We start from the raw sequence: 18263 nt of genomic DNA on the forward strand, positions 1-18263 counted from the left end.
TTTTAGCGGAGGGGCACGCGCAATCTCGAAGGCGCACTGGCCGGCGACGAGAACGTCACCGTACCGCCCAGCCCACTGGCTTCCGTGTAACGCGGATCGTGCGTGTCGACCACCAGCACCAGGCGATGTCCGGCGGGCACGCGGGCCGCGTTGGCTTCCAGGGTGATGTCGAGCGTGCGCGCCTGGCCGGCCGTCGCTCCACGCAGGCTGTAGGGCTTGTGGCTGATCAGCGTGCCGGTACCCCACGCATCCATGCTGTAGAGGTAGGCGAACAGGCTGACGTCGCGCTGGCTGGGCGTGACGGTCACGCGCAACGTCGGCGATCCGGCCACCGTGCGCTCACTCGCCATCGTCGGGCCTACCCACACCCCTGCGCCTGCACGGTTCACCAGCGGCACCGATGCCGTCGTCGGCGCACCCAGTCCCTGCAGCAGGCCGCTGAGCAGGACCACGCCGGAATCGGCGACCGTCGGAATGCCGGTGGCGATGCGGTGGTTCCAACCCGTCGACGTGCCAGCAACCAGCGCACCCGTCGGCGCCAGCCAGCCGCTGGGGGCGGCCAGGCCGTACTCGGTGGGCGCGGCCTGCACCGCGTTCCAGTCCGCGAACGACAACCAACGGCCTTCCAGCGTGGACAACCGCACCGGCGCTTCACCGTCCACGCCGTTGGGCCGTCCTTTCAGGTGGCGGTCGAACCAGCGCGTCGTCGCGTCGTAGACCTGGTTGGGCAAGCCCAGTGCGCCGGGCAGCTCCGCGGTCGCGTGGTCGCCCTGGCTGAAGATCAACTGCTTGGGCCCGCGCAGGCGATTGTAGAAATCCACGTATTGGTTGGGCGGGAACAGGCCGTCGTTGAATGCGTTCGCCAGCAGCACCGCGGTGCCCTGTCGGTTGAGCGCGTCCACTTCATGCACCACGCCGCGGCTGGGCGCCTGCGGCAGGAATCCGAGTACGGCGCCGTCGAAATCGCCGAGCACGGCGCGCGCCGTGATGCGCGCCAGGTCCGGACCCGGCCGACCGGTCGCCACGCCCGCCGCGACGAGCAGGGTGACGCCCTGCTCGCTGACGGTCTGGTGCGCGTACAGCGAGGTTTCCAGATCCGCCCAGCCGCTCAGGGCGGCCACCGCGCGGATGCGTGGATCGCGCGCCGCGGCCAGCAAACTGGTGCCGGCGCCGTAGGAGATGCCGGACGCACCGATCGCGTTCGGATTCGCCGGCGTGTGCGCCAGCGCCCAGTCGATGACGGCGCTGACGTCCTCGACCGTCGCCGGTCCGGCGATATCGATCTGGCCCGCCGAATCCCAGAAGCCGCGCGAGGTGTAGCTGACGACGACATAGCCGTTCGACGCGAGCTGGCTGGCGCGGCCGACGTACTCCAGGTTGGGCAGCGCCCAGCTGGCCGGCATGACGATCAGCGGGAACGGGCCGTTGCCCTGTCCCTGCGGCACCAGCACCAGCGCGCCGAGCTCGGTGCCGTCCCAACTACGAATGCGTTCGTAGGTCTTGCTGTAACCGGCCGCGAAGGCGGCCGAGGAGAACACGAGCAACACGACGGCCAGCAGGCCGCGCCAGACGGATCGGTTCATGCAGAGGTTCCTCACAGGCGAATGCCAGGCCGGGGGACCTGGCGAGAAAGCGATGCGATGGAACCCGTCGGGGGGAACGAGCGGACTGACCATACCATCAGGTATGGGGACGGCCACGCTGCGGTGCAGCGCGCGATGGAGGCTCAGCCGAAGTGGTCGTAACCCGTGCGGGGCGGCTGCCAGGCTGCTCCGGTGGCATCGACCGCCGCCACGCCGCTTCCGGCGGTGATGCGGCCGATGCGGGTGACGCGCAGATCCAGCCGGGAAGCGAGCGACGCGATGCGCTCGCGGTGCGATGCGTCGGCCGTGAAACAGAGCTCGTAATCGTCGCCGCCAGCAGCCTGCAGCGCAGCGCGCGCAACGTCGTCGAACGCCTCGCTCAGTGCCTCCGACGCAGGTAAGGACGGGATGTCGATCCGTGCGCCCACGTCGCTGCGGGCGCAGATATGGCCAAGATCGGCGAGCAGGCCGTCGGACACATCGACGCAGGCGCTTGCCAGCGCTGGCAGCGCTCGCCCCGCATGCACGCGCGGCGTGGGGCGATCAAGGCGACGGCGCAGCGGATGCGCAGGCTCGCGATCCAGCAATACGAGCGCACCGGCGGCATCGCCCAGCGTGCCGGTCACCCAGACATCGTCGCCTACCTGCGCGCCATCACGGCGCAGCGCGCTGCCCGCATCCACGAAACCCATGGCGGTCACCGACAGCGACAAGGTACCGCGTGTCGTATCACCGCCTACTAGCGCGATGCCGTGTTCGCCGGCCAGCGCGAGGAAGCCGTCGAGGAACGCGTCGATCCATGCCGCATCGGACTGTGGCAACGACAGCGAGAGCGTGCACCACGCAGGCTCGGCGCCCATCGCGGCGAGGTCGGACAGGTTCACCGCCAGCGCCTTCCAGCCGATATCGGCGGGCGCGGTACCGCGCGGGAAATGCACACCCTCGTTGAGCGTGTCGGCGGTGACGACCAGATGCCGGCCCGGAGGCGGCGCCAGCAGGGCGGCGTCATCGCCGATGCCGAGCACGATGTCGTCGCGCGTCCCCGCGCGTGCGCGGATGCGGGCGATCAGGTCGAATTCGCCGGTGCCCATGGCGTCAGGCAGGGCGGATCACGTCGCGCGTACCGCCGCCCACCGGGTCAGCGCCGCGCCTGCGCCTCGGCGGGGCGCCAGTCGACGGCGGCATGGTCGAGCACGCCGTTGACGTAGGTATGGCCGTGTTCGGCACCGAAGCGCTTGGTGGTCTCGATGGCCTCGTTGATGACCACGCGGTACGGCACGTCCAGGCGATGGATCAGCTCGTACGCAGCGATGCGCAGCACGGCGCGCTCGATCGGGTCGACTTCTTCGACAGCACGGTCGAGGAAGGGCAGCAACGCTTCGTCCAGCGAGGCGCGGTGGCGCACGACGCCGCGCACCAGATCCTCGAAGTACTCGAGGTCGGCGATCTCGTGCGCCTGCTCGTGCGCGAACTGCGCGATCACCTGCCCCACTTCGCCGCCGGACATCTGCCACGCGTACACGGCCTGCAATGCGCGGCGACGGGCGCGCGCACGGGTGACCGGGTCAACGCCGTCCTTGCGGTGGGAATGGGGATGTCGGCTCACGGCGGCTCCTGTGCTGCGTGTTCGTTGCGTGCGGATGATCAGGCCAGCTGCGCGAGCAGATGCGCCATCTCGATGGCGGCCAGCGCGGCTTCTTCGCCCTTGTTGCCGTGGCTGCCGCCGGCGCGGGCCTCGGCGTCCTCGATGCGTTCCACCGCCAGCACGCCGTTCAACACCGGCACGCCGGTATCCAGTTGGATGCGCATCAGGCCTTCGGCGCAACGGTCGGCGACGTGTTCGTAATGGCGGGTGTCGCCGCGGATCACGCACCCCAGCGCGATGATCGCGGCATGATCGCCTGCGGCGGCCAAGCGCGCAGCGGCCACCGGGATCTCCCAGGCGCCCGGCACGCGCACCACGTCGACCGCGTCCTCGCTCACGCCATTGCCGGCCAGGCTCTGGCGCGCACCGGCCACCAGCACATCGGTGATGCGCGGGTTCCAGCGGCTGGCGATGATCGCGAAGCGGGCGCCGTCGGGCGCGCGCAGATCGCCTTCGTAGTGGGACATGGCGGGTTCCTTGGGGGTGGGAAAGTCTACCAGCCGGGGCGGCCCGGGCGCCGCCCGGCAAGGTCAGGGCTGGACGTACTCGACCACGTCGAGGCCGAAGCCGGCCAAACCGACCTGTCGGCGCGGCGTGCCCAGCACGCGCAGCCGGCCCAGGCCGAGGTCGGCCAGGATCTGCGCGCCGGCACCGTTGCGCCGCCACTGGCCGACATCCTTGGCGTTGGCGCGCACCTCGGGCTGCTTGCGCAGCCGGGCCAGCAGGGCCTCGGCGTTGCGGGGTTCGGAGAGCACCACCATCACGCCCTGCCCTTCGGCGGCGATCGCGCGCAGCGCGTCGGTCGCATGCACGCCGAAGTCGTCGCGCCGCCAGTGCAGCAGATCGCTCAGCGGGTTTTCTACCTGCACGCGCACCAGCGTGGGCGTCGCCTTGTCCGGCGTGCCGCGCACCAGGGCGAAGTGCAGGTCGTGAGCAATGCGGTCGCGGTAGGTCACCAGCCGGAACGGACCGAACTCGGTGTCGATGTCGCGCTCGTCGATGCGCTCAACGGTGTGTTCGGTGGCCAGCCGGTAGGCGATCAGGTCCGCGATCGACCCCATCTTCAGCCCGTGCTCGCGCGCGAACACTTCCAGCTGCGGACGACGCGCCATGGTGCCGTCCGGGTTCAGCACCTCGACCAGCACGCCAGCGGGTTCCAGACCGGCGAGCAGCGGCAGGTCGCTGGCGGCTTCGGTGTGGCCGGCGCGGGTGAGCACGCCGCCGGGCTGGGCGATCAGCGGAAAAATGTGGCCGGGCTGGCTGAGGTCGCTCGGCTTCGCATCCGGCCGCACCGCGGTGCGCACCGTGTGTGCGCGGTCGTAGGCGGAAATGCCGGTGGTGACGCCCTCGGCGGCCTCGATGCTGACGGTGAAGTTGGTGTGGAACTGCGCCGTGTTCGTCTGCACCATCGGCGCCAGGCCCAGCTGCGCGCAGCGCTCGCGCGTCAGCGACAGGCAGACCAGGCCGCGCGCGTGGGTGACCATGAAGTTGATGTCCGACGGCTTGACCAGCTCGGCGGCCATGATCAGGTCGCCCTCGTTCTCACGGTCCTCGTCGTCGACGATGACGACCATGCGGCCGTTGCGGATCTCTTCAAGGAGTTCGGGGATCGGGGCGAAGTTCATGCGCCGCTCCTCTCGCCCAGCAGGCGTTCGACATAGCGCGCCACTAGGTCGATCTCCAAGTTCACGGCATCGCCCACCGCGGTCTGCGAGAAGGCGGTGTGCGAGACGGTGTGCGGGATCAGCGCGACCTCGAAACCTTCGCCATCCACCTCGTTGACCGTCAGGCTGACGCCGTCCACGCAGATCGAGCCCTTCTTCGCGATGTACTTCAGCAGCGGCGCCGGCGCGGCGAAACGCCAGCGCTGCGCACGCGCATCCTCGTGCACCGACAGCACGCGACCGACGCCGTCGACATGGCCGCTGACCAGATGGCCGCCGAGGCGGTCAGTCGAGCGCATGGCACGCTCGAGATTCACCAGCGCGCCTGCGCCCAGGCCACCGAGCGTGGTCAATGCGAGGGTTTCGGTGGACGCATCGGCCTGGAAGCTCGACGCATCGAAGGCGATCACGGTCAGGCACACGCCGTTCACCGCGATGCTCTCGCCGAGCTGCACGGCCTCGAACGGCAGCGTGCCGACGGCGACGGTCAGGCGGACGTCGCCGCCCACGGGTTCCAGCGCGGCGATGCGGCCGACGCCCTCGATGATGCCGGTGAACATCAGCGGGCCTCCTGGCGGAGGACGGGGACAGCGCGGGGAATCATGGAAGGCATGGAACGTCTCTCGCGAAAACAAAGCGGAGACGCCTCCGGGCGCGAAGGCAGGCGCACGACGCCGCGCTTCCGCGCGGTTCGGCGATGCCGTCTTCTTTCATCCGGACTATGACCGTCGGCTCCGGCATCTGACCGGATCTGCTGACCCTTCGGCGGCATCGGAAGTCCGCACAGGGATGTGCAGGCTCCTGCGAGGGAATCGCATGCCGCCCAAGGCGCTCGCGGGCTCGTCGCTGGGCGACCTACCGCCGGTGGGGAATCGCACCCCGCCCTGAAGACGTCGTTGGTGGTGTGCCGGCGAACCGGCCCGCGCATTCTACACGCCGCCTCCCGCACCGGCCGGCGAACGGAGTGTTCCGCGGCGGCTTCAGGCCGGCTTGCGGCGCAGGTGCAGGATCAGCGGCCAGCGCATGGTGCGCACCCGCTGCGGGTCGCCCCAGACCTCGGCCAGGGCCGGCGTATGGGCATAGACCGGATCCTCACCCGTGGCCGCACGGTAGCTGCCGGTGGCGGACAGGCTGCCGAAATAGCCTAGCAGCGTGGGCAGGTTCCATTCGGCGGTCAGCCAAAGGCGCGGCGTCGGCAAGGCGTCGAAGGGCCACACGTAGTCGCCGTAGCCCATGTCCACGTCGGCACGTTCCGGCGGCCAGTACGGATCGATCTCGTCGCGGACCTTCTCGGCCACCTCGGCCAGGTCGTCTTCGAAAATGATGTCCTGGTAGGTCCAGGCCGCCAGCACGCCGCCGGGGCGCAGCACGCGCTCGCAGGTGGCGAAGAAGCGATAGCGGTCGAACCAGTGCAGCGCCTGCGCCACGGCGACCAGGTCCACGCTGGCATCCGGCAGCCCCGTGGATTCCGCCGGCTCGACGGCCAGGCTGACGTTGCCGCCGGCGTGGCCCTGCGCCCAGTGGCGCTCGATCTGCGCCGCGCTGGGGTCGGTGGCGTGCACGTGGGCGAAACGCGCGGCCAGGCCGCGCGTGGCCTGCCCGCTGCCGGCGCCGGGCTCCCACACCTGGGCGGTTGCGGGCACGGCGTCGGCGATCACGTCGTACAACGCATCCGGATAGGTGGGGCGCGAGGCGACGTAAACGTCGGCGACCCCGGAGAAATGGTCCTTGAAGGCCACCATGGCGAGCGTCAGCGGGCAGGTTGCAGCAGGAGGCGGTGATCTTCGCCAATCATGCGGCTGTCCACAATCTCCAGCTGCAGCCGGTCCGCCATGGCCTGGATGCCCAGGCCGCCGAACAGCGGTCGTGCCTGGTCGCCGAGCAGCATGGGCGCCACGTACAGCAGCACCTCGTCCGCCAGGCCGGCCGCCAGGAGCGCGCCGGCCAGCGTCGCGCCGGCCTCCACATGCAGCTCGTTCACGCCGCGCTGCGCCAGCAGTTCCAGCACGGCCTTCAGGTCGAAATTGCTGCCCGTCGCCGGCGCCACGACGCGCTGCACATCGGTGTCGCGCGGCGGCTTGGCATCGGCGGTGTGTACGTACAGCGTCGGCGCATCGCCCTGGCGGACGTTGCCGCGGGCCACGGTCGCCAACCCAGGATCCAGGACCACACGCAGCGGCGGCTCGAAGGCGGTGTCGTCGCCGAAGCGCACCGTCAGCGACGGATCGTCCGCCAGCACGGTGCCGGCGCCGGTCAGGATCGCCCCAGCACGCGCGCGCCAACGCATCACGTCGCGGCGCGAAGCTTCGCCGCTGATCCACTTGGAATCGCCGTTGGCCATCGCCGTGCGTCCGTCCAGGCTGGTGGCCAGCTTGATCCGCACCCACGGACGCCCACGCTCGATCCGCGACAAAAACCCTCGGTTCAACCGCCGCGCCTGCGCTTCCATCAGGCCCGACTGCACCAGGATGCCTGCCGCGCGCAACCGGTCGAAACCGGCGCCGTCGACCTGCGCGAACGGGTCGCGCATCGCCGCCACGACGCGACCGACGCCGGCCGCGATCAGCGCATCGGCGCATGGCCCGGTTCGGCCGGTGTGCGCACAGGGTTCCAGGGTGACGTAGGCGGTCGCGCCGCGTGCCCGCTCGCCGGCCGCCTGCAGCGCGAAGACTTCGGCATGCGCTTCGCCCGCCTTGCGGTGCCACCCTTCGCCGACGATCTCCGTGCCCTGCGCGATCACGCACCCCACCATCGGGTTGGGACGCGTGGTGAAGGCGCCGCGCTCGGCCAGGCGCAACGCGCGCGCCATGCCTTGGTGGTCGAAGGCGGTGAAGGTCGTCTCGGTCATGCGTCATCCACGCGGTGCGGCGGGGCGCCAGTATGCGCCACGCGCTCGGCGGGCACGATCGACATGATCACCACGGGCGTGCCGTGCAGCGTCGTGCGCTCATCGACCCGCCAGCCGAGCCCCGCGTAAAAGTCCTCGTGCCACAGCGTGAACAGCCGCAACACCGCAACCCCCTCGCCGGCTGCATGCGCGACGGCCGCATCGACCAGCATGCGTCCACCGCCGCGCCCACGCGCCTCGGGCCGCATGAAGAGGCTGCCCAGCCATGGGCTGCCGCGGTCCTGCAGCGCCGGCGCGTCCTCGATCAACAGGCTGACCGATCCCAGCAGCGCTTCGCCCTCCATCAACAGCAGCGTGGTCGGCAATGACGTGCGTGTGGCGTGGTCGGACAGTTCCGCGGTCGCCGCCTCCAGCGTCCAGTCGTCGTAGAGCGGTCCCCACTCGGCGTGGTGCCAGGCCGCGAGGTTCGGGACGTACTGCGGATGCCGGCCGATCGCGTCGATCCGCACGGCTCAGCGCTTCTTGTTCTTGTCCGCGTGCTTGTCGAACGGGACGACGTCGCCACCCAGTAGCGACAGCTGCCCGGCGCCCGGCGGCAGGTCGCGTTCCAGCTTCTCGATCTCCTCGCGGAAATCGGCGACGTCTTCAAAGCTGCGGTACACCGACGCGAAGCGCACGTAACCCACGTGGTCGAGCTTGCGCAGCTCGTTCATCACGAATTCGCCGATCCTGCGCGAGGCGATCTCGCGTTCGCCGCTCATCCGGATGCTGTGCACCACCGCACGCACCGCGGCCTCGATCTGCTCTTCCGACACCGGCCGCTTCTGCAACGCGCGATCGAAGCCGGCGCGCAGCTTGCGCGCATCGAACGCGTCACGCCGGCCATCGCCCTTGATGACCGCCGGCAGCTTGATCTCGATGTTCTCCAGCGTCGAGAACCGCTCCCCGCACGCCTCGCACTCGCGACGGCGCCGGATCGTGGCGCCGTCCTCGGACACGCGCGAATCGATCACGCGGGTGTCGGTGTGCTGGCAGAAAGGACAATGCATAGAATCAGAAACGAGTGGAGAGGAACGAGGAACGCGTGGAAGCGGAGCCCGCCGCCCATTGATGCGCTGTTGCGTTCACTTGTCCCTCACTCCTCTTCACTCGTTCCTCGCTTTCAGCCGTACACCGGATACTTCCGGCACTGCGCGGTGACATTCTCACGCACCTTGGCCAGCACGGCCTCATCGCTCGGGGCATCGAGCACGTCGCAGATCCAGTTGGCCAGGTCGATACAGTCCTGCTCGCCATAGCCGCGCGTAGTCACCGCGGGGGTGCCGATGCGCAGGCCCGAGGTCACGAAGGGCTTGCGCGGGTCGTTCGGCACGGAGTTCTTGTTGACGGTGATGTGCGCCTTGCCCAACGCCTCTTCCGCGTCCTTGCCGCTGACGTCCTTGCCGATCATGTCGACCAGCATCAGGTGGTTCTCGGTGCCACCGGAGACGATCTTGTAGCCGCGCGCGATGATCGTCTTAGCCATCGCCTGCGCGTTCTTCACCACCTGCGCCTGGTAGGCCTTGAACTCCGGCTCCAGCGCTTCCTTGAAGGCGACGGCCTTGGCCGCGATGACGTGCATCAGCGGACCGCCCTGGATGCCCGGAAAGACGATGCTCTGCAACTTCTTCTCGATCTCTTCGCCCGCGCCCTTGGCCACGATGATGCCGCCGCGCGGACCGCGCAGCGTCTTGTGGGTGGTCGAGGTGACCACGTGGGCGTGCGGCAGCGGGTTCGGATAGACGCCGGCGGCGACCAGGCCGGCCACATGCGCCATGTCGACGAATAGGTAGGCGCCGACCTTATCGGCGATCGCGCGGAAGCGCGCCCAGTCCACCACCTGCGAATAGGCGGAGAAGCCCGCCACGACCATCTTCGGCTTGTGCTCCAGCGCCAGCTTCTCGACTTCGTCGTAGTCGATCAGGCCCTGGTCGTTCACGCCGTATTGGATGGCGTTGAAGAGCTTGCCGGAGGCGTTGACCTTGGCGCCGTGGGTCAAGTGGCCGCCGTGGGCCAGGCTCATGCCCAGGATGGTGTCGCCGGGATTCAGCAGGGCGAAGTAGACCGCCTGGTTGGCCTGCGAGCCGGAGTGCGGCTGCACGTTGGCGTAGTCGGCGCCGAACAGCTGCTTCACGCGGTCGATGGCCAGCTGCTCGGCGATGTCGACGTATTCGCAACCGCCGTAGTAGCGCTTGTGCGGGTAGCCCTCGGCGTACTTGTTGGTCAGCACGCTGCCCTGCGCTTCCAGGACGCGGGGGCTGGCGTAGTTCTCGCTGGCGATCAGCTCGACGTGATCCTCCTGGCGGCGCGCCTCCTGGGCGATGGCCTGGGCCAGTTCGGGATCGTAGGTTTCGATGCGGGCGTCGCGCGGGAACATCGGGTCTCCGGGGCAAGGGCGGGGTTCCCGATTGTAGCCCGCCGGGGGGCCGGCCACGACCTTCCCAAGCCCCTCCCCGGAAAAGGAAAAGCGCGCCGGAGCGCGCTTTCCCGTGGCCGGAGGGGTCCGGCTCAGTGGTGCAGGATCAGGTCGGCGATGATGCCGGTGGCGATGGCCACCATCAGCATGTTGCCGCGGTCGTCCCGCACCCAGTGGTAACCGCGCGGCGGACGACGCAGATCGTAATAGTCGTAGTCGTTCACCACGTAGACCGGGCCGCGGTAGTAGTCGCGGTAACGCTGACCCTTGGCCCAGCGGTGCGGCGGCGGGGCCGGACGGTAGACCACGCGCGGCGGCGCGTAATAGCGGCGATCATCGTAACGACGGTCGTAGCGGTCGTCGTAACGGCGGCCGTCATGGTAGCCCGCGCGGTAGGCGTGGCGCTGATCGCGGCGGTCGTCCCGGCGGTCATGGCGATCGTCGCGACGGTCGTCGCGCCAGTCGCGGTCGTAGTGCTGGCGACCACGGTCATGGCCGCGATCGTTATCACGCGCCAGCGCCGGGGCGGTGGTGGCGAGGGCCAGCACGGCGCAGGCCAGGCCTTGGAAGAATCGACGGCTGTTCATGGCATCTCCGTGGTCAGGGGTACGTGAGTGCATGATGCGCCTCCCGCCTGAACCGTCTCCCGCTGGAAAGCGGTTACGGGACCGCAATCCCAAATCGCTCGGATCCTGTTCAGCGAACGGCCCGGGCGGACTGAACGGCTATAATGCAGTTCTTCCCCATCTCCCCCTCGCCCGCCGCTCCACGGCCGGGTGACGGGTCCTGCGTACCGGAGCCTGCATGTCCTCGCAATACATCTACACCATGAACAGGGTCAGCAAGGTGGTCCCGCCGAAACGGCAGATCATCAAGGACATTTCGCTGTCCTTCTTCCCGGGCGCGAAGATCGGCCTGCTGGGCCTGAACGGCGCCGGCAAGTCCACCGTGCTGAAGATCATGGCCGGCGTGGACAAGGATTTCGAAGGCGAAGCGCGTCCGCAGCCCGGCATCAAGGTCGGTTACCTCGCGCAGGAACCGGAATTGAATCCCGAGCACACCGTCCGCCAGGCCGTCGAGGAAGGCGTGGGCGACGTCCTGCAGGCGCAGGCGGCGCTGGAAGCGGTCTACGCCGCGTATGCCGAAGAGGGCGCCGACTTTGACGCCCTCGCCAAGGAACAGGAGCGCCTGGAAGCCATCCTGGCCGCCGGCGACGCACATACGCTGGAGAACCAGCTGGATGTCGCGGCCGACGCGCTCCGCCTGCCGCCGTGGGACGCCATCGTCGGCAAGCTGTCCGGCGGCGAGAAGCGTCGCGTGGCGCTGTGCCGCCTACTGCTGCAGAAGCCGGACATGCTGCTGCTCGACGAACCGACCAACCACCTCGACGCCGAATCCGTCGAGTGGCTGGAGCAGTTCCTCGCCCGCTACACCGGCACCGTGGTGGCCGTGACCCACGATCGCTACTTCCTCGACAACGCCGCCGAGTGGATCCTCGAACTCGACCGCGGTCGCGGCATTCCGTGGAAAGGCAACTACACCGAGTGGCTGGTGCAGAAGGACGAGCGCCTGAAGCAGGAAGAGAACCAGGAAAAGGCCCGCCAGAAGGCCATCCAGAAAGAACTGGAATGGTCGCGCCAGAACGCGAAGGGCGGCCGCTCGAAGGGCAAGGCCCGCCTGGCCCGCCTGGAAGAACTGCAATCCGTCGATTACCAGAAGCGCAACGAGACCAACGAGATCTTCATTCCGCCGGGCGAGCGCCTGGGCAACTCGGTGATCGAGTTCAAGAACGTCACGAAGAAGTTCGGCGACCGCCTGCTGATCGATAACCTGAGCTTCCTGGTGCCCGCCGGCGCCATCGTCGGCATCATCGGTCCGAACGGCGCCGGCAAGTCGACGCTGTTCAAGATGATTACGGGCCAGGAAAAACCGGATTCCGGCACGATCACCATCGGCCCCACGGTGAAGCTGGCGTACGTCGACCAGAGCCGCGACAAGCTGGAGGGCAACCACAACGTCTTCCAGGAGATTTCGGGCGGCCTGGACATCCTCAACATCAATGGTGTGGAGATCCAGTCGCGCGCGTACATTGGCCGCTTCAACTTCAAGGGCCAGGACCAGCAGAAGATGGTCGGCTCGCTGTCGGGCGGTGAACGCGGCCGCCTGCACATGGCCAAGACGCTGTTGCAGGGCGGCAACGTGCTGCTGCTCGACGAGCCCTCGAACGACCTGGATATCGAAACCCTGCGTGCGCTGGAAGACGCGCTGCTGGAGTTCCCCGGCAACACGTTCGTCATTTCGCATGACCGCTGGTTCCTGGATCGCATCGCCACGCACATTCTCGCCTTCGAGGGCGACTCGCACGTGGAGTTCTTCCAGGGCAACTACCGCGAGTACGAGGAAGACAAGAAGCGTCGCTTGGGCGAAGAAGGCGCCCGCCCGCATCGCCTGCGGTTCAAGGCGCTGAAGTAAGGCGTCGCGTCCGAGACGCAAAAAAGCCCACCGATCGGTGGGCTTTTTTGTATTCGTTACGCGACTACTTCAGGCAATCATCGCCACCGCGACCATCACGATCAGCACTTGTGTAAGCACGCTGCTGACGATGAAGAAGAGCCCGAATCCCAACATCGCACGCAAGAGCGTCTTCCACCAGACGTGTTCGCGGAATAGCTGGATCAACGAGAAGATCCCGAACAATATCGAGATTAGGGTTACCCACATCAACGGCTGGGGTAACCAGCGGTGCAGCACGACCATGAGGGTCCAGAAAACGAATGTCTGCACCGTCAGGAAGGCCGTCACAACAAGCCATTCTGGATAGTTGAATACGGCGAAACGGTGGAAGGCCAACCGGAAAGCGGCGGCCTCAAGGGGCAGTAGCAGCAAGGTGAACAGCGCGAAATATTGGTTCATCCACGCAGCAACCCGTTCTGCCGCCTTCATCGCAGCTGCCATTCCCTTGGCGACATCCCCGTTGCCAGCCGGTACTGAGGAAGCAATCCCATCCATGACGCCTTCGCCCACCAGATACTTGCTGAGAAACACGACGACCGCCGCCATCACCATGATCAGCAGCAACGGCTTGGCCTGATTCGCCCGTCGCCCTTCGAGATACGCCTGCATCAGGTGCCCTGGCCGCAGCATCAGTTCCTTGAGGGAATACAGGATGCCGCGATCCATGTGGAGCACGCTGTGCTCGAGTTCGTGACCAAGGAAATGCCAGTCGATGCGGTGCACCGGCGTGGGTTGTCCGCAGGCGGGACAGAATTTCTGTTCGGCACCGGAGACGGCTCGGCCGCAGTTGATGCAGGTGCTCGCGTCGCCCATCTCGGTCCCCTGTCCGTGGTCGGCGGATTCTACGGAAGCACCGGACGAACATCCAACCGAAGGCACTGTCTGCCCCATCGGGGGGAAAACCTGCACCGTGGCGGTGCCAGTTAAAGCGGTGGGCGGATCCGCCGATAGCGCTCCAATGACGGCCATCCGCATGGCCCCTCTCTACACAAGGAGCCTCATGAACGCACGCGCCGCCGACCCCACCGACGACGCTGGCATCGACGACCACATCCAGTCCGTCTCGGGACTGTCGGACTCGCTGCTCAAGCAACTGCGGCAATCGCTGCAGAAGATCGACGAGATCAACCGCATCACCCGCATCATTTCGATGAACGCCCGCATCGAGGCCGTGCGTATCGGCGCTGCGGGACGCAGCTTCGGCGTGATCGCCGAAGAAATGGACACGCTCTCGCGCCGGGTCAGCGATACCGCGCAGGAGATCGACCGCATGGCCGGCCGCACCAGCACCGACCTGCGCGAACGGCTTGAGCAGCTGCAGACCGATGTTCGCCGCACGCGCTTGACCGATCTGGCGCTGGCCAACATCGACCTGATCGACCGCAATCTGTACGAACGCAGCTGCGACGTGCGCTGGTGGGCCACCGACGCCGCCGTGGTCGCTGCGGCGCAGGACCCGCAGCCGGCGGCGCTGGCCCACGCCAGCCAGCGGCTGGGGCAGATCCTCGATTCGTACACGGTCTACTTCGACCTAGTGCTCGCCGACCTTCAGGGCCACGTGATCGCCAACGGACGCCCGCGGCAGTACCGCTCCGCGGGCCAGTCGGTCGCGCAGCAGGAGTGGTTCCAGTCGGCGATGGCGACGCAGAGCGGCGAGGCCTTCGGCTTCCAGTCCATGCACGCGAGTCCGCTCGCCGGCGGCGAACGCGTACTCGTCTATTCCTGCACGGTGCGTGAGGGCGGGCGCGTGCAGGGAAGGCCGCTGGGCGTGCTGGGCATCGTGTTTCGATGGGATGCCCTGGCGCAGACGATCGTCGAGCACACGCCATTGTCCGATGCCGAATGGAACCGCAGCCGGGTCTGCATCGTCGATGGGCAGGGGCGCGTACTGGCCGACACGGCGGGCGATGCCGCGCCGCGCCTGGACTTCCCCGGCCGCGCAACGCTGTTCTCCGAATCGCGGGCCGCCACCGAGCTCATGTTCGACGGCCGGCCGCACTGCATCGCCCAGGCGGCCTCGCCCGGATACGAAACCTATCGCACCGGCTGGCACTGCGTGATCCTGCAAGGCACCGGCTGAGCCGGCACACGCTTAGGCGAGCCACACCTCGCCATCGCGGACCTGCACCGCGATGGCGTGCAGCGCGTCGCCGCGGCACGGCCCGGCCACGCAGTCGCCGCGCTGCAGTTCGAACGAAGCGCCATGCGCGGCGCAGACGAGATGACCTTCCTTGCTCTTCAGGAACTGCCCCGGCGCCCAGTCCAGCCGGCGGCCCGCGTGCGGGCAGACGTTGAGCCAGGCGCGGACGGCATCGCCATCGCGATGAAGGATCAACGACTCGGCATCGCCGCCGATCACGGCCTCAACTTCGGCGAAACCGCCTTGGATGATGTCATTAAGTGCGGTCAGTTGCATACGGCTTAACGAAGTTCTCACACGGTCATGGAACGGTCATCCGATACTGCGCGCACCGGCCCCCGCCGCATTCTGTCACGACGCAACGCCATGTACGCACGCCACTTCCAGTTCAACGCCTTCCGCAATGCCTTCGCGCCCCGCAAGCCGCGTCATCCGCTGCTGCGCGTGGGTATCGGCCTGCTCGGCTTGGCCGTGCTGGCGGTGCTGGTGTTCTTCAGTGTGTTCGTCGGCGCGGCCATGATCGCCGGCGGCCTGCTGTACAAGCTGCTGCGCCAGCGCGGCAAGCCGGTGGCGCGCGACCGCGCGATGGAAGGCGAGTACCAGGTGGTCAGGAAGCCGGTGCTGCCTCTCCCGCGCTGACGGCGTCTGCGCGGGACACGGTTCCCGCCTACACTTTGCGGCCTCCCGACACAGTGGATCGCCGCCTTGTCCGACATCATCCCCACCCCACCGGTACCCCGCGTTCCCGTGCGCGGCGGCGGCACGTTTCCCGTACGCCGCATCTTCTGCGTGGGCCGCAACTTCGCCGACCACGCGCGCGAAATGGACGCGGCCGCGCCCGCCTCGAAAGCCGAGCGCGGCACCCCGGTGTTCTTCCACAAGCCGGCCGATGCGATCGTGACGGGCCATGCGGATGCGCCGTACCCACCGGGCACGAACGACCTGCATCATGAAGTGGAACTGGTCGTGGCCCTGGGCGTCGACGCGCCGGCCGGTGAGCTGTCGCGCGAAGCCGCCGAAGCCCTGGTCGTCGCCTACGGCGTGGGCCTGGATCTGACCCGCCGCGATCTGCAGGCAGCCGCCAAGGCGAAGGGCTTGCCCTGGGACACCGGCAAGGGCTTCGACCATTCGGCGCCGATCAGCGAACTGGTCGCCGCCGCCGAGGTCGGCGCGCTCGATACCCGCACGTTGACCCTGCGCGTGAACGGCGATGTCCGCCAGCACGGCGCGCTGCACGATCTGATCTGGGACGTGCCCGACATCCTGCACGAACTGTCGAAGCTCTACGCGTTGAAGGCCGGCGACCTGGTCTTCATGGGCACGCCGGCCGGCGTCGCCGCGCTGGTGCCGGGCGATACGTTCGTGGCCTCGCTCGACGGCGTGGTGGAACTGCGTGGGCGCGTCACCGGCTGATCCCGCCTTGCGCCGTCGACGCACGGGGTTATAGTCCACCGCAGTGGCGTGTCGGCGCCGTTCAAGGAGATTCCGCAATGGGCATGATCAGCGAGTTCAAGGAATTCATCGCGCGCGGCAACGTGGTCGACCTCGCCGTCGGCGTGGTGATCGGCGCGGCCTTCGGCAAGATCGTCACCACGCTGGTCGACAAGATCATCATGCCCCCCATCGGCTATCTGATTGGCGGTGTCGACTTTTCGAAGTGGGCGTGGACGCTGAAGGAAGCCACGGTCGATGCCGCCGGCAAAGAGGTCCCCGCTGTCGTGATCGGCATCGGCGAATTCCTCAACACGGTGATCCAGTTCGTCATCGTCGCCTTCGCGATCTTCCTGCTCGTCAAGGCGGTCAACCGCCTGCACCGCAAGCCCGAGGCCGCTCCCGCCGCGCCACCCGAAGACGTGCTGCTGCTGCGCGAGATCCGCGACGCGCTGAAGAAATAACGAACGCGGCGTTCCGGATCGGCAACGCCGTCGACGGAAACACAGGGCCACGGGCTGCTAAGCTCGTGGCCTTCGTTTTTCCGGGACTTTCCATGCGTCTTGCTCCGTTGCTGCTTGCCCTGGCCGTCACCGCGCCCGCCCTCGCCGCCTCCCGCGAAACCCGCATCCCCGATTCCTCCCTCGCCACCGCCGCGCAGTTGCGCGAACAGGCTCTCGCCGACCGCACCGGCTGGAACGTCGTCGAATCGCTGACCACCGAAGTGGGCCCGCGCCTGGCCGGCAGCGAGGCCGATGCCAAGGCCGTGGCGTGGGCGCAGGCGAAGTTCAAGGCGCTCGGCTTCGATAAGGTCTGGATCGAACCGGTGACGTTCCCGAAGTGGGAGCGCCGCAGCGAGCACGCATCCGTCGTCGGCGCGCATGCGCAGCCGCTGACCGTCACCGCGCTGGGCGGCAGCCCCGCAGGTACGGTGGAAGCGGAGATCGTCCGCTTCGCCGACCTGGCCGCGCTGGAAGCCGCACCGGCGGGCTCGCTGGCCGGCAAGATCGCCTTCGTCGATTACCAGATGACGTCCGCGCGCGACGGCAGCGACTATCGCAACGGCGGCGCGATCCGTTCGAAGGGCCCGTCGGCCGCGATCCGCAAGGGCGCGATCGCGTTTCTGATGCGCTCGGCCGGCACCGACAACCACCGTGTCGCGCACACCGGCATCACCCGCTTCGACGAAGGGCTGACGCCGGTGCCATCGGCCTCCCTGACCATTCCCGATGCCGACCAACTGGCGCGCCTGCTGCAGCGCGGCCCCGTGCGCGTCTCGCTCGCACTGGATTGCGGCTGGGACGGCGAGTACACCTCGCATAACGTGATCGGCGAAATCACTGGGCGCAGCCTGCCGAAGGATGTGGTGGTGATCGGTGGCCACCTGGACTCCTGGGATCTCGGCACAGGCGCGATCGACGACGGCGCCGGCATCGCCATCACCATGGCGGCAGGCCACCTGATCGGCAAGCTGAAGCAGGCGCCCAAGCGCACGATCCGGGTGATCGCCTTCGCCAACGAAGAGCAAGGCCTTTACGGCGGCAAGGCATACGCGGACAAGCACCTGGGCGACATCACCCGCCACCAGATCGCCGCCGAGAGCGACTTCGGCGCCGGCCGCATCTACGCCTTCAACACCGGCGCACCTGAGCGCGCGCGCAAGGCCACCGAGCAGATCGCGCAGGCGCTGGCGCCACTGGGCATCGAGTACGCGCCCGGCAAGGGCAGCGCGGGCCCGGACATCAGCCCCTTCGCGGCCAAGGGCATGGCGTGGGCGTGGCTGGCGCAGGATGGCAGCGACTACTTCGACCTGCACCACAACGCCGACGACACGCTGGACAAGATCGACCCCGCCGCGCTGGCGCAGAACGTGGCGGCATATACCGTGTTCGCGTATTTGGCGGCGGAAGCCGACGGCGATTTCGGCAGCCAGCTGAAGGAATGATGGTGTAGAGCCGAGCTTGCTCGGCTGCCAGACGAAAT

At 68.0% G+C, this 18263-nt stretch carries 20 protein-coding genes and 1 riboswitch; of the genes, 6 read left to right on the plus strand and 14 right to left on the minus strand.

Annotated elements, in window-relative coordinates; translation table 11 throughout:
- Positions 1-2: 2 nt before the first annotated feature.
- From AC23D6_RS15815 to AC23D6_RS15870, 12 genes are all read right to left on the minus strand, one after another.
- Positions 3-1583: a CocE/NonD family hydrolase gene (locus AC23D6_RS15815; RefSeq protein WP_487750164.1), complete on the minus strand. Its 1581-nt coding sequence runs from the start codon at positions 1581-1583 to the stop codon at positions 3-5.
- A 143-nt stretch (positions 1584-1726) separates the two neighbouring features.
- The gene (thiL, locus tag AC23D6_RS15820; protein WP_487750165.1) at positions 1727-2674 is read right to left on the minus strand and encodes a thiamine-phosphate kinase; all 948 of its coding nucleotides are present in this window, start codon (positions 2672-2674) and stop codon (positions 1727-1729) included.
- Between the two features lie 47 nt (positions 2675-2721).
- Entirely contained in the window at positions 2722-3189 is a 468-nt protein-coding gene (gene nusB / locus AC23D6_RS15825; protein WP_093301075.1) for a transcription antitermination factor NusB, read from the minus strand.
- 38 nt (positions 3190-3227) lie between these two features.
- Entirely contained in the window at positions 3228-3695 is a 468-nt protein-coding gene (ribH, locus tag AC23D6_RS15830; protein WP_487750166.1) for a 6,7-dimethyl-8-ribityllumazine synthase, read from the minus strand.
- A 63-nt stretch (positions 3696-3758) separates the two neighbouring features.
- Positions 3759-4853 (minus strand): 3,4-dihydroxy-2-butanone-4-phosphate synthase, encoded by a 1095-nt coding sequence (ribB, locus tag AC23D6_RS15835; RefSeq protein WP_487750167.1) that lies wholly within the window; start codon positions 4851-4853, stop codon positions 3759-3761.
- Complete coding sequence (locus AC23D6_RS15840; RefSeq protein WP_487750168.1) at positions 4850-5452, minus strand: riboflavin synthase; 603 nt, start codon at positions 5450-5452, stop codon at positions 4850-4852. The genes ribB and AC23D6_RS15840 overlap by 4 nt, the downstream gene beginning before the upstream one ends.
- A gap of 138 nt (positions 5453-5590) precedes the next feature.
- Positions 5591-5788, minus strand: a riboswitch (FMN riboswitch).
- Between the two features lie 84 nt (positions 5789-5872).
- Entirely contained in the window at positions 5873-6634 is a 762-nt protein-coding gene (locus tag AC23D6_RS15845) for a class I SAM-dependent methyltransferase (protein ID WP_487750169.1), read from the minus strand.
- 8 nt (positions 6635-6642) lie between these two features.
- Positions 6643-7740, minus strand: coding sequence for a bifunctional diaminohydroxyphosphoribosylaminopyrimidine deaminase/5-amino-6-(5-phosphoribosylamino)uracil reductase RibD (gene ribD, locus AC23D6_RS15850; protein ID WP_487750170.1), 1098 nt, complete (start codon positions 7738-7740; stop codon positions 6643-6645).
- Positions 7737-8249, minus strand: coding sequence for a GNAT family N-acetyltransferase (locus AC23D6_RS15855; RefSeq protein ID WP_487750171.1), 513 nt, complete (start codon positions 8247-8249; stop codon positions 7737-7739). Before AC23D6_RS15855 ends, ribD begins: the two co-directional genes overlap by 4 nt.
- Before the next feature lie 3 nt (positions 8250-8252).
- Positions 8253-8789, minus strand: coding sequence for a transcriptional regulator NrdR (nrdR, locus tag AC23D6_RS15860; RefSeq protein WP_487750172.1), 537 nt, complete (start codon positions 8787-8789; stop codon positions 8253-8255).
- Between the two features lie 113 nt (positions 8790-8902).
- The gene (gene glyA / locus AC23D6_RS15865) at positions 8903-10156 is read right to left on the minus strand and encodes a serine hydroxymethyltransferase (RefSeq protein WP_487750173.1); all 1254 of its coding nucleotides are present in this window, start codon (positions 10154-10156) and stop codon (positions 8903-8905) included.
- Between the two features lie 131 nt (positions 10157-10287).
- On the minus strand, positions 10288-10782 hold the full coding sequence (locus tag AC23D6_RS15870; protein ID WP_487750174.1) for an RcnB family protein: 495 nt from the start codon (positions 10780-10782) through the stop codon (positions 10288-10290).
- Between the two features lie 217 nt (positions 10783-10999).
- On the opposite strand from AC23D6_RS15870, the gene ettA reads away from it, so the two are divergent.
- The gene (ettA, locus tag AC23D6_RS15875) at positions 11000-12667 is read left to right on the plus strand and encodes an energy-dependent translational throttle protein EttA (protein WP_487750175.1); all 1668 of its coding nucleotides are present in this window, start codon (positions 11000-11002) and stop codon (positions 12665-12667) included.
- Between the two features lie 69 nt (positions 12668-12736).
- Here ettA and AC23D6_RS15880 read toward each other — a convergent pair whose 3' ends face one another.
- On the minus strand, positions 12737-13684 hold the full coding sequence (locus tag AC23D6_RS15880; RefSeq protein ID WP_487750176.1) for a DUF3667 domain-containing protein: 948 nt from the start codon (positions 13682-13684) through the stop codon (positions 12737-12739).
- 25 nt (positions 13685-13709) lie between these two features.
- Here AC23D6_RS15880 and AC23D6_RS15885 point away from each other — a divergent pair, with 25 nt between their 5' ends.
- A complete protein-coding gene (locus AC23D6_RS15885; protein ID WP_487750177.1) occupies positions 13710-14789 on the plus strand; it encodes a methyl-accepting chemotaxis protein in 1080 nt (359 codons plus the stop codon).
- A gap of 12 nt (positions 14790-14801) precedes the next feature.
- Here the strand turns inward: AC23D6_RS15885 and AC23D6_RS15890 are convergent, their stop codons facing one another.
- A complete protein-coding gene (locus AC23D6_RS15890) occupies positions 14802-15125 on the minus strand; it encodes a Rieske (2Fe-2S) protein (protein WP_487750178.1) in 324 nt (107 codons plus the stop codon).
- A gap of 90 nt (positions 15126-15215) precedes the next feature.
- On the opposite strand from AC23D6_RS15890, the gene AC23D6_RS15895 reads away from it, so the two are divergent.
- The 4 genes from AC23D6_RS15895 to AC23D6_RS15910 all read left to right on the plus strand — a co-directional run bounded on the left by AC23D6_RS15895 (position 15216) and on the right by AC23D6_RS15910 (position 18225).
- Positions 15216-15488, plus strand: a complete 273-nt coding sequence (locus AC23D6_RS15895) for a hypothetical protein (RefSeq protein ID WP_487750179.1) — start codon at positions 15216-15218, stop codon at positions 15486-15488.
- 66 nt (positions 15489-15554) lie between these two features.
- On the plus strand, positions 15555-16262 hold the full coding sequence (locus AC23D6_RS15900) for a fumarylacetoacetate hydrolase family protein (RefSeq protein ID WP_487750180.1): 708 nt from the start codon (positions 15555-15557) through the stop codon (positions 16260-16262).
- Positions 16263-16339: 77 nt separating this feature from the next.
- Complete coding sequence (gene mscL / locus AC23D6_RS15905) at positions 16340-16744, plus strand: large-conductance mechanosensitive channel protein MscL (protein WP_487750181.1); 405 nt, start codon at positions 16340-16342, stop codon at positions 16742-16744.
- A gap of 92 nt (positions 16745-16836) precedes the next feature.
- Positions 16837-18225: a M28 family peptidase gene (locus AC23D6_RS15910; RefSeq protein ID WP_487750182.1), complete on the plus strand. Its 1389-nt coding sequence runs from the start codon at positions 16837-16839 to the stop codon at positions 18223-18225.
- The last annotated feature ends 38 nt before the right edge of the window (positions 18226-18263 follow it).

The sequence above is a fragment of the Pseudoxanthomonas sp. G3 genome, from assembly GCF_057654715.1.

Coding starts and splice junctions, on each gene's coding strand:
- AC23D6_RS15910 (WP_487750182.1), top strand. CDS start 16,837: ATGCGTCTTGCTCCGTTGCTGCTTGCCCTGGCCGTCACCGCGCCCGCC.
- nrdR (WP_487750172.1), bottom strand. CDS start 8,789: ATGCATTGTCCTTTCTGCCAGCACACCGACACCCGCGTGATCGATTCG.
- AC23D6_RS15890 (WP_487750178.1), bottom strand. CDS start 15,125: ATGCAACTGACCGCACTTAATGACATCATCCAAGGCGGTTTCGCCGAA.
- AC23D6_RS15845 (WP_487750169.1), bottom strand. CDS start 6,634: ATGGTGGCCTTCAAGGACCATTTCTCCGGGGTCGCCGACGTTTACGTC.
- AC23D6_RS15815 (WP_487750164.1), bottom strand. CDS start 1,583: ATGAACCGATCCGTCTGGCGCGGCCTGCTGGCCGTCGTGTTGCTCGTG.
- AC23D6_RS15840 (WP_487750168.1), bottom strand. CDS start 5,452: ATGTTCACCGGCATCATCGAGGGCGTCGGCCGCATCGCCGCGCTGGAA.
- AC23D6_RS15895 (WP_487750179.1), top strand. CDS start 15,216: ATGTACGCACGCCACTTCCAGTTCAACGCCTTCCGCAATGCCTTCGCG.
- AC23D6_RS15870 (WP_487750174.1), bottom strand. CDS start 10,782: ATGAACAGCCGTCGATTCTTCCAAGGCCTGGCCTGCGCCGTGCTGGCC.
- ettA (WP_487750175.1), top strand. CDS start 11,000: ATGTCCTCGCAATACATCTACACCATGAACAGGGTCAGCAAGGTGGTC.
- mscL (WP_487750181.1), top strand. CDS start 16,340: ATGGGCATGATCAGCGAGTTCAAGGAATTCATCGCGCGCGGCAACGTG.
- glyA (WP_487750173.1), bottom strand. CDS start 10,156: ATGTTCCCGCGCGACGCCCGCATCGAAACCTACGATCCCGAACTGGCC.
- ribB (WP_487750167.1), bottom strand. CDS start 4,853: ATGAACTTCGCCCCGATCCCCGAACTCCTTGAAGAGATCCGCAACGGC.
- thiL (WP_487750165.1), bottom strand. CDS start 2,674: ATGGGCACCGGCGAATTCGACCTGATCGCCCGCATCCGCGCACGCGCG.
- ribH (WP_487750166.1), bottom strand. CDS start 3,695: ATGTCCCACTACGAAGGCGATCTGCGCGCGCCCGACGGCGCCCGCTTC.
- AC23D6_RS15880 (WP_487750176.1), bottom strand. CDS start 13,684: ATGCGGATGGCCGTCATTGGAGCGCTATCGGCGGATCCGCCCACCGCT.
- AC23D6_RS15885 (WP_487750177.1), top strand. CDS start 13,710: ATGAACGCACGCGCCGCCGACCCCACCGACGACGCTGGCATCGACGAC.
- ribD (WP_487750170.1), bottom strand. CDS start 7,740: ATGACCGAGACGACCTTCACCGCCTTCGACCACCAAGGCATGGCGCGC.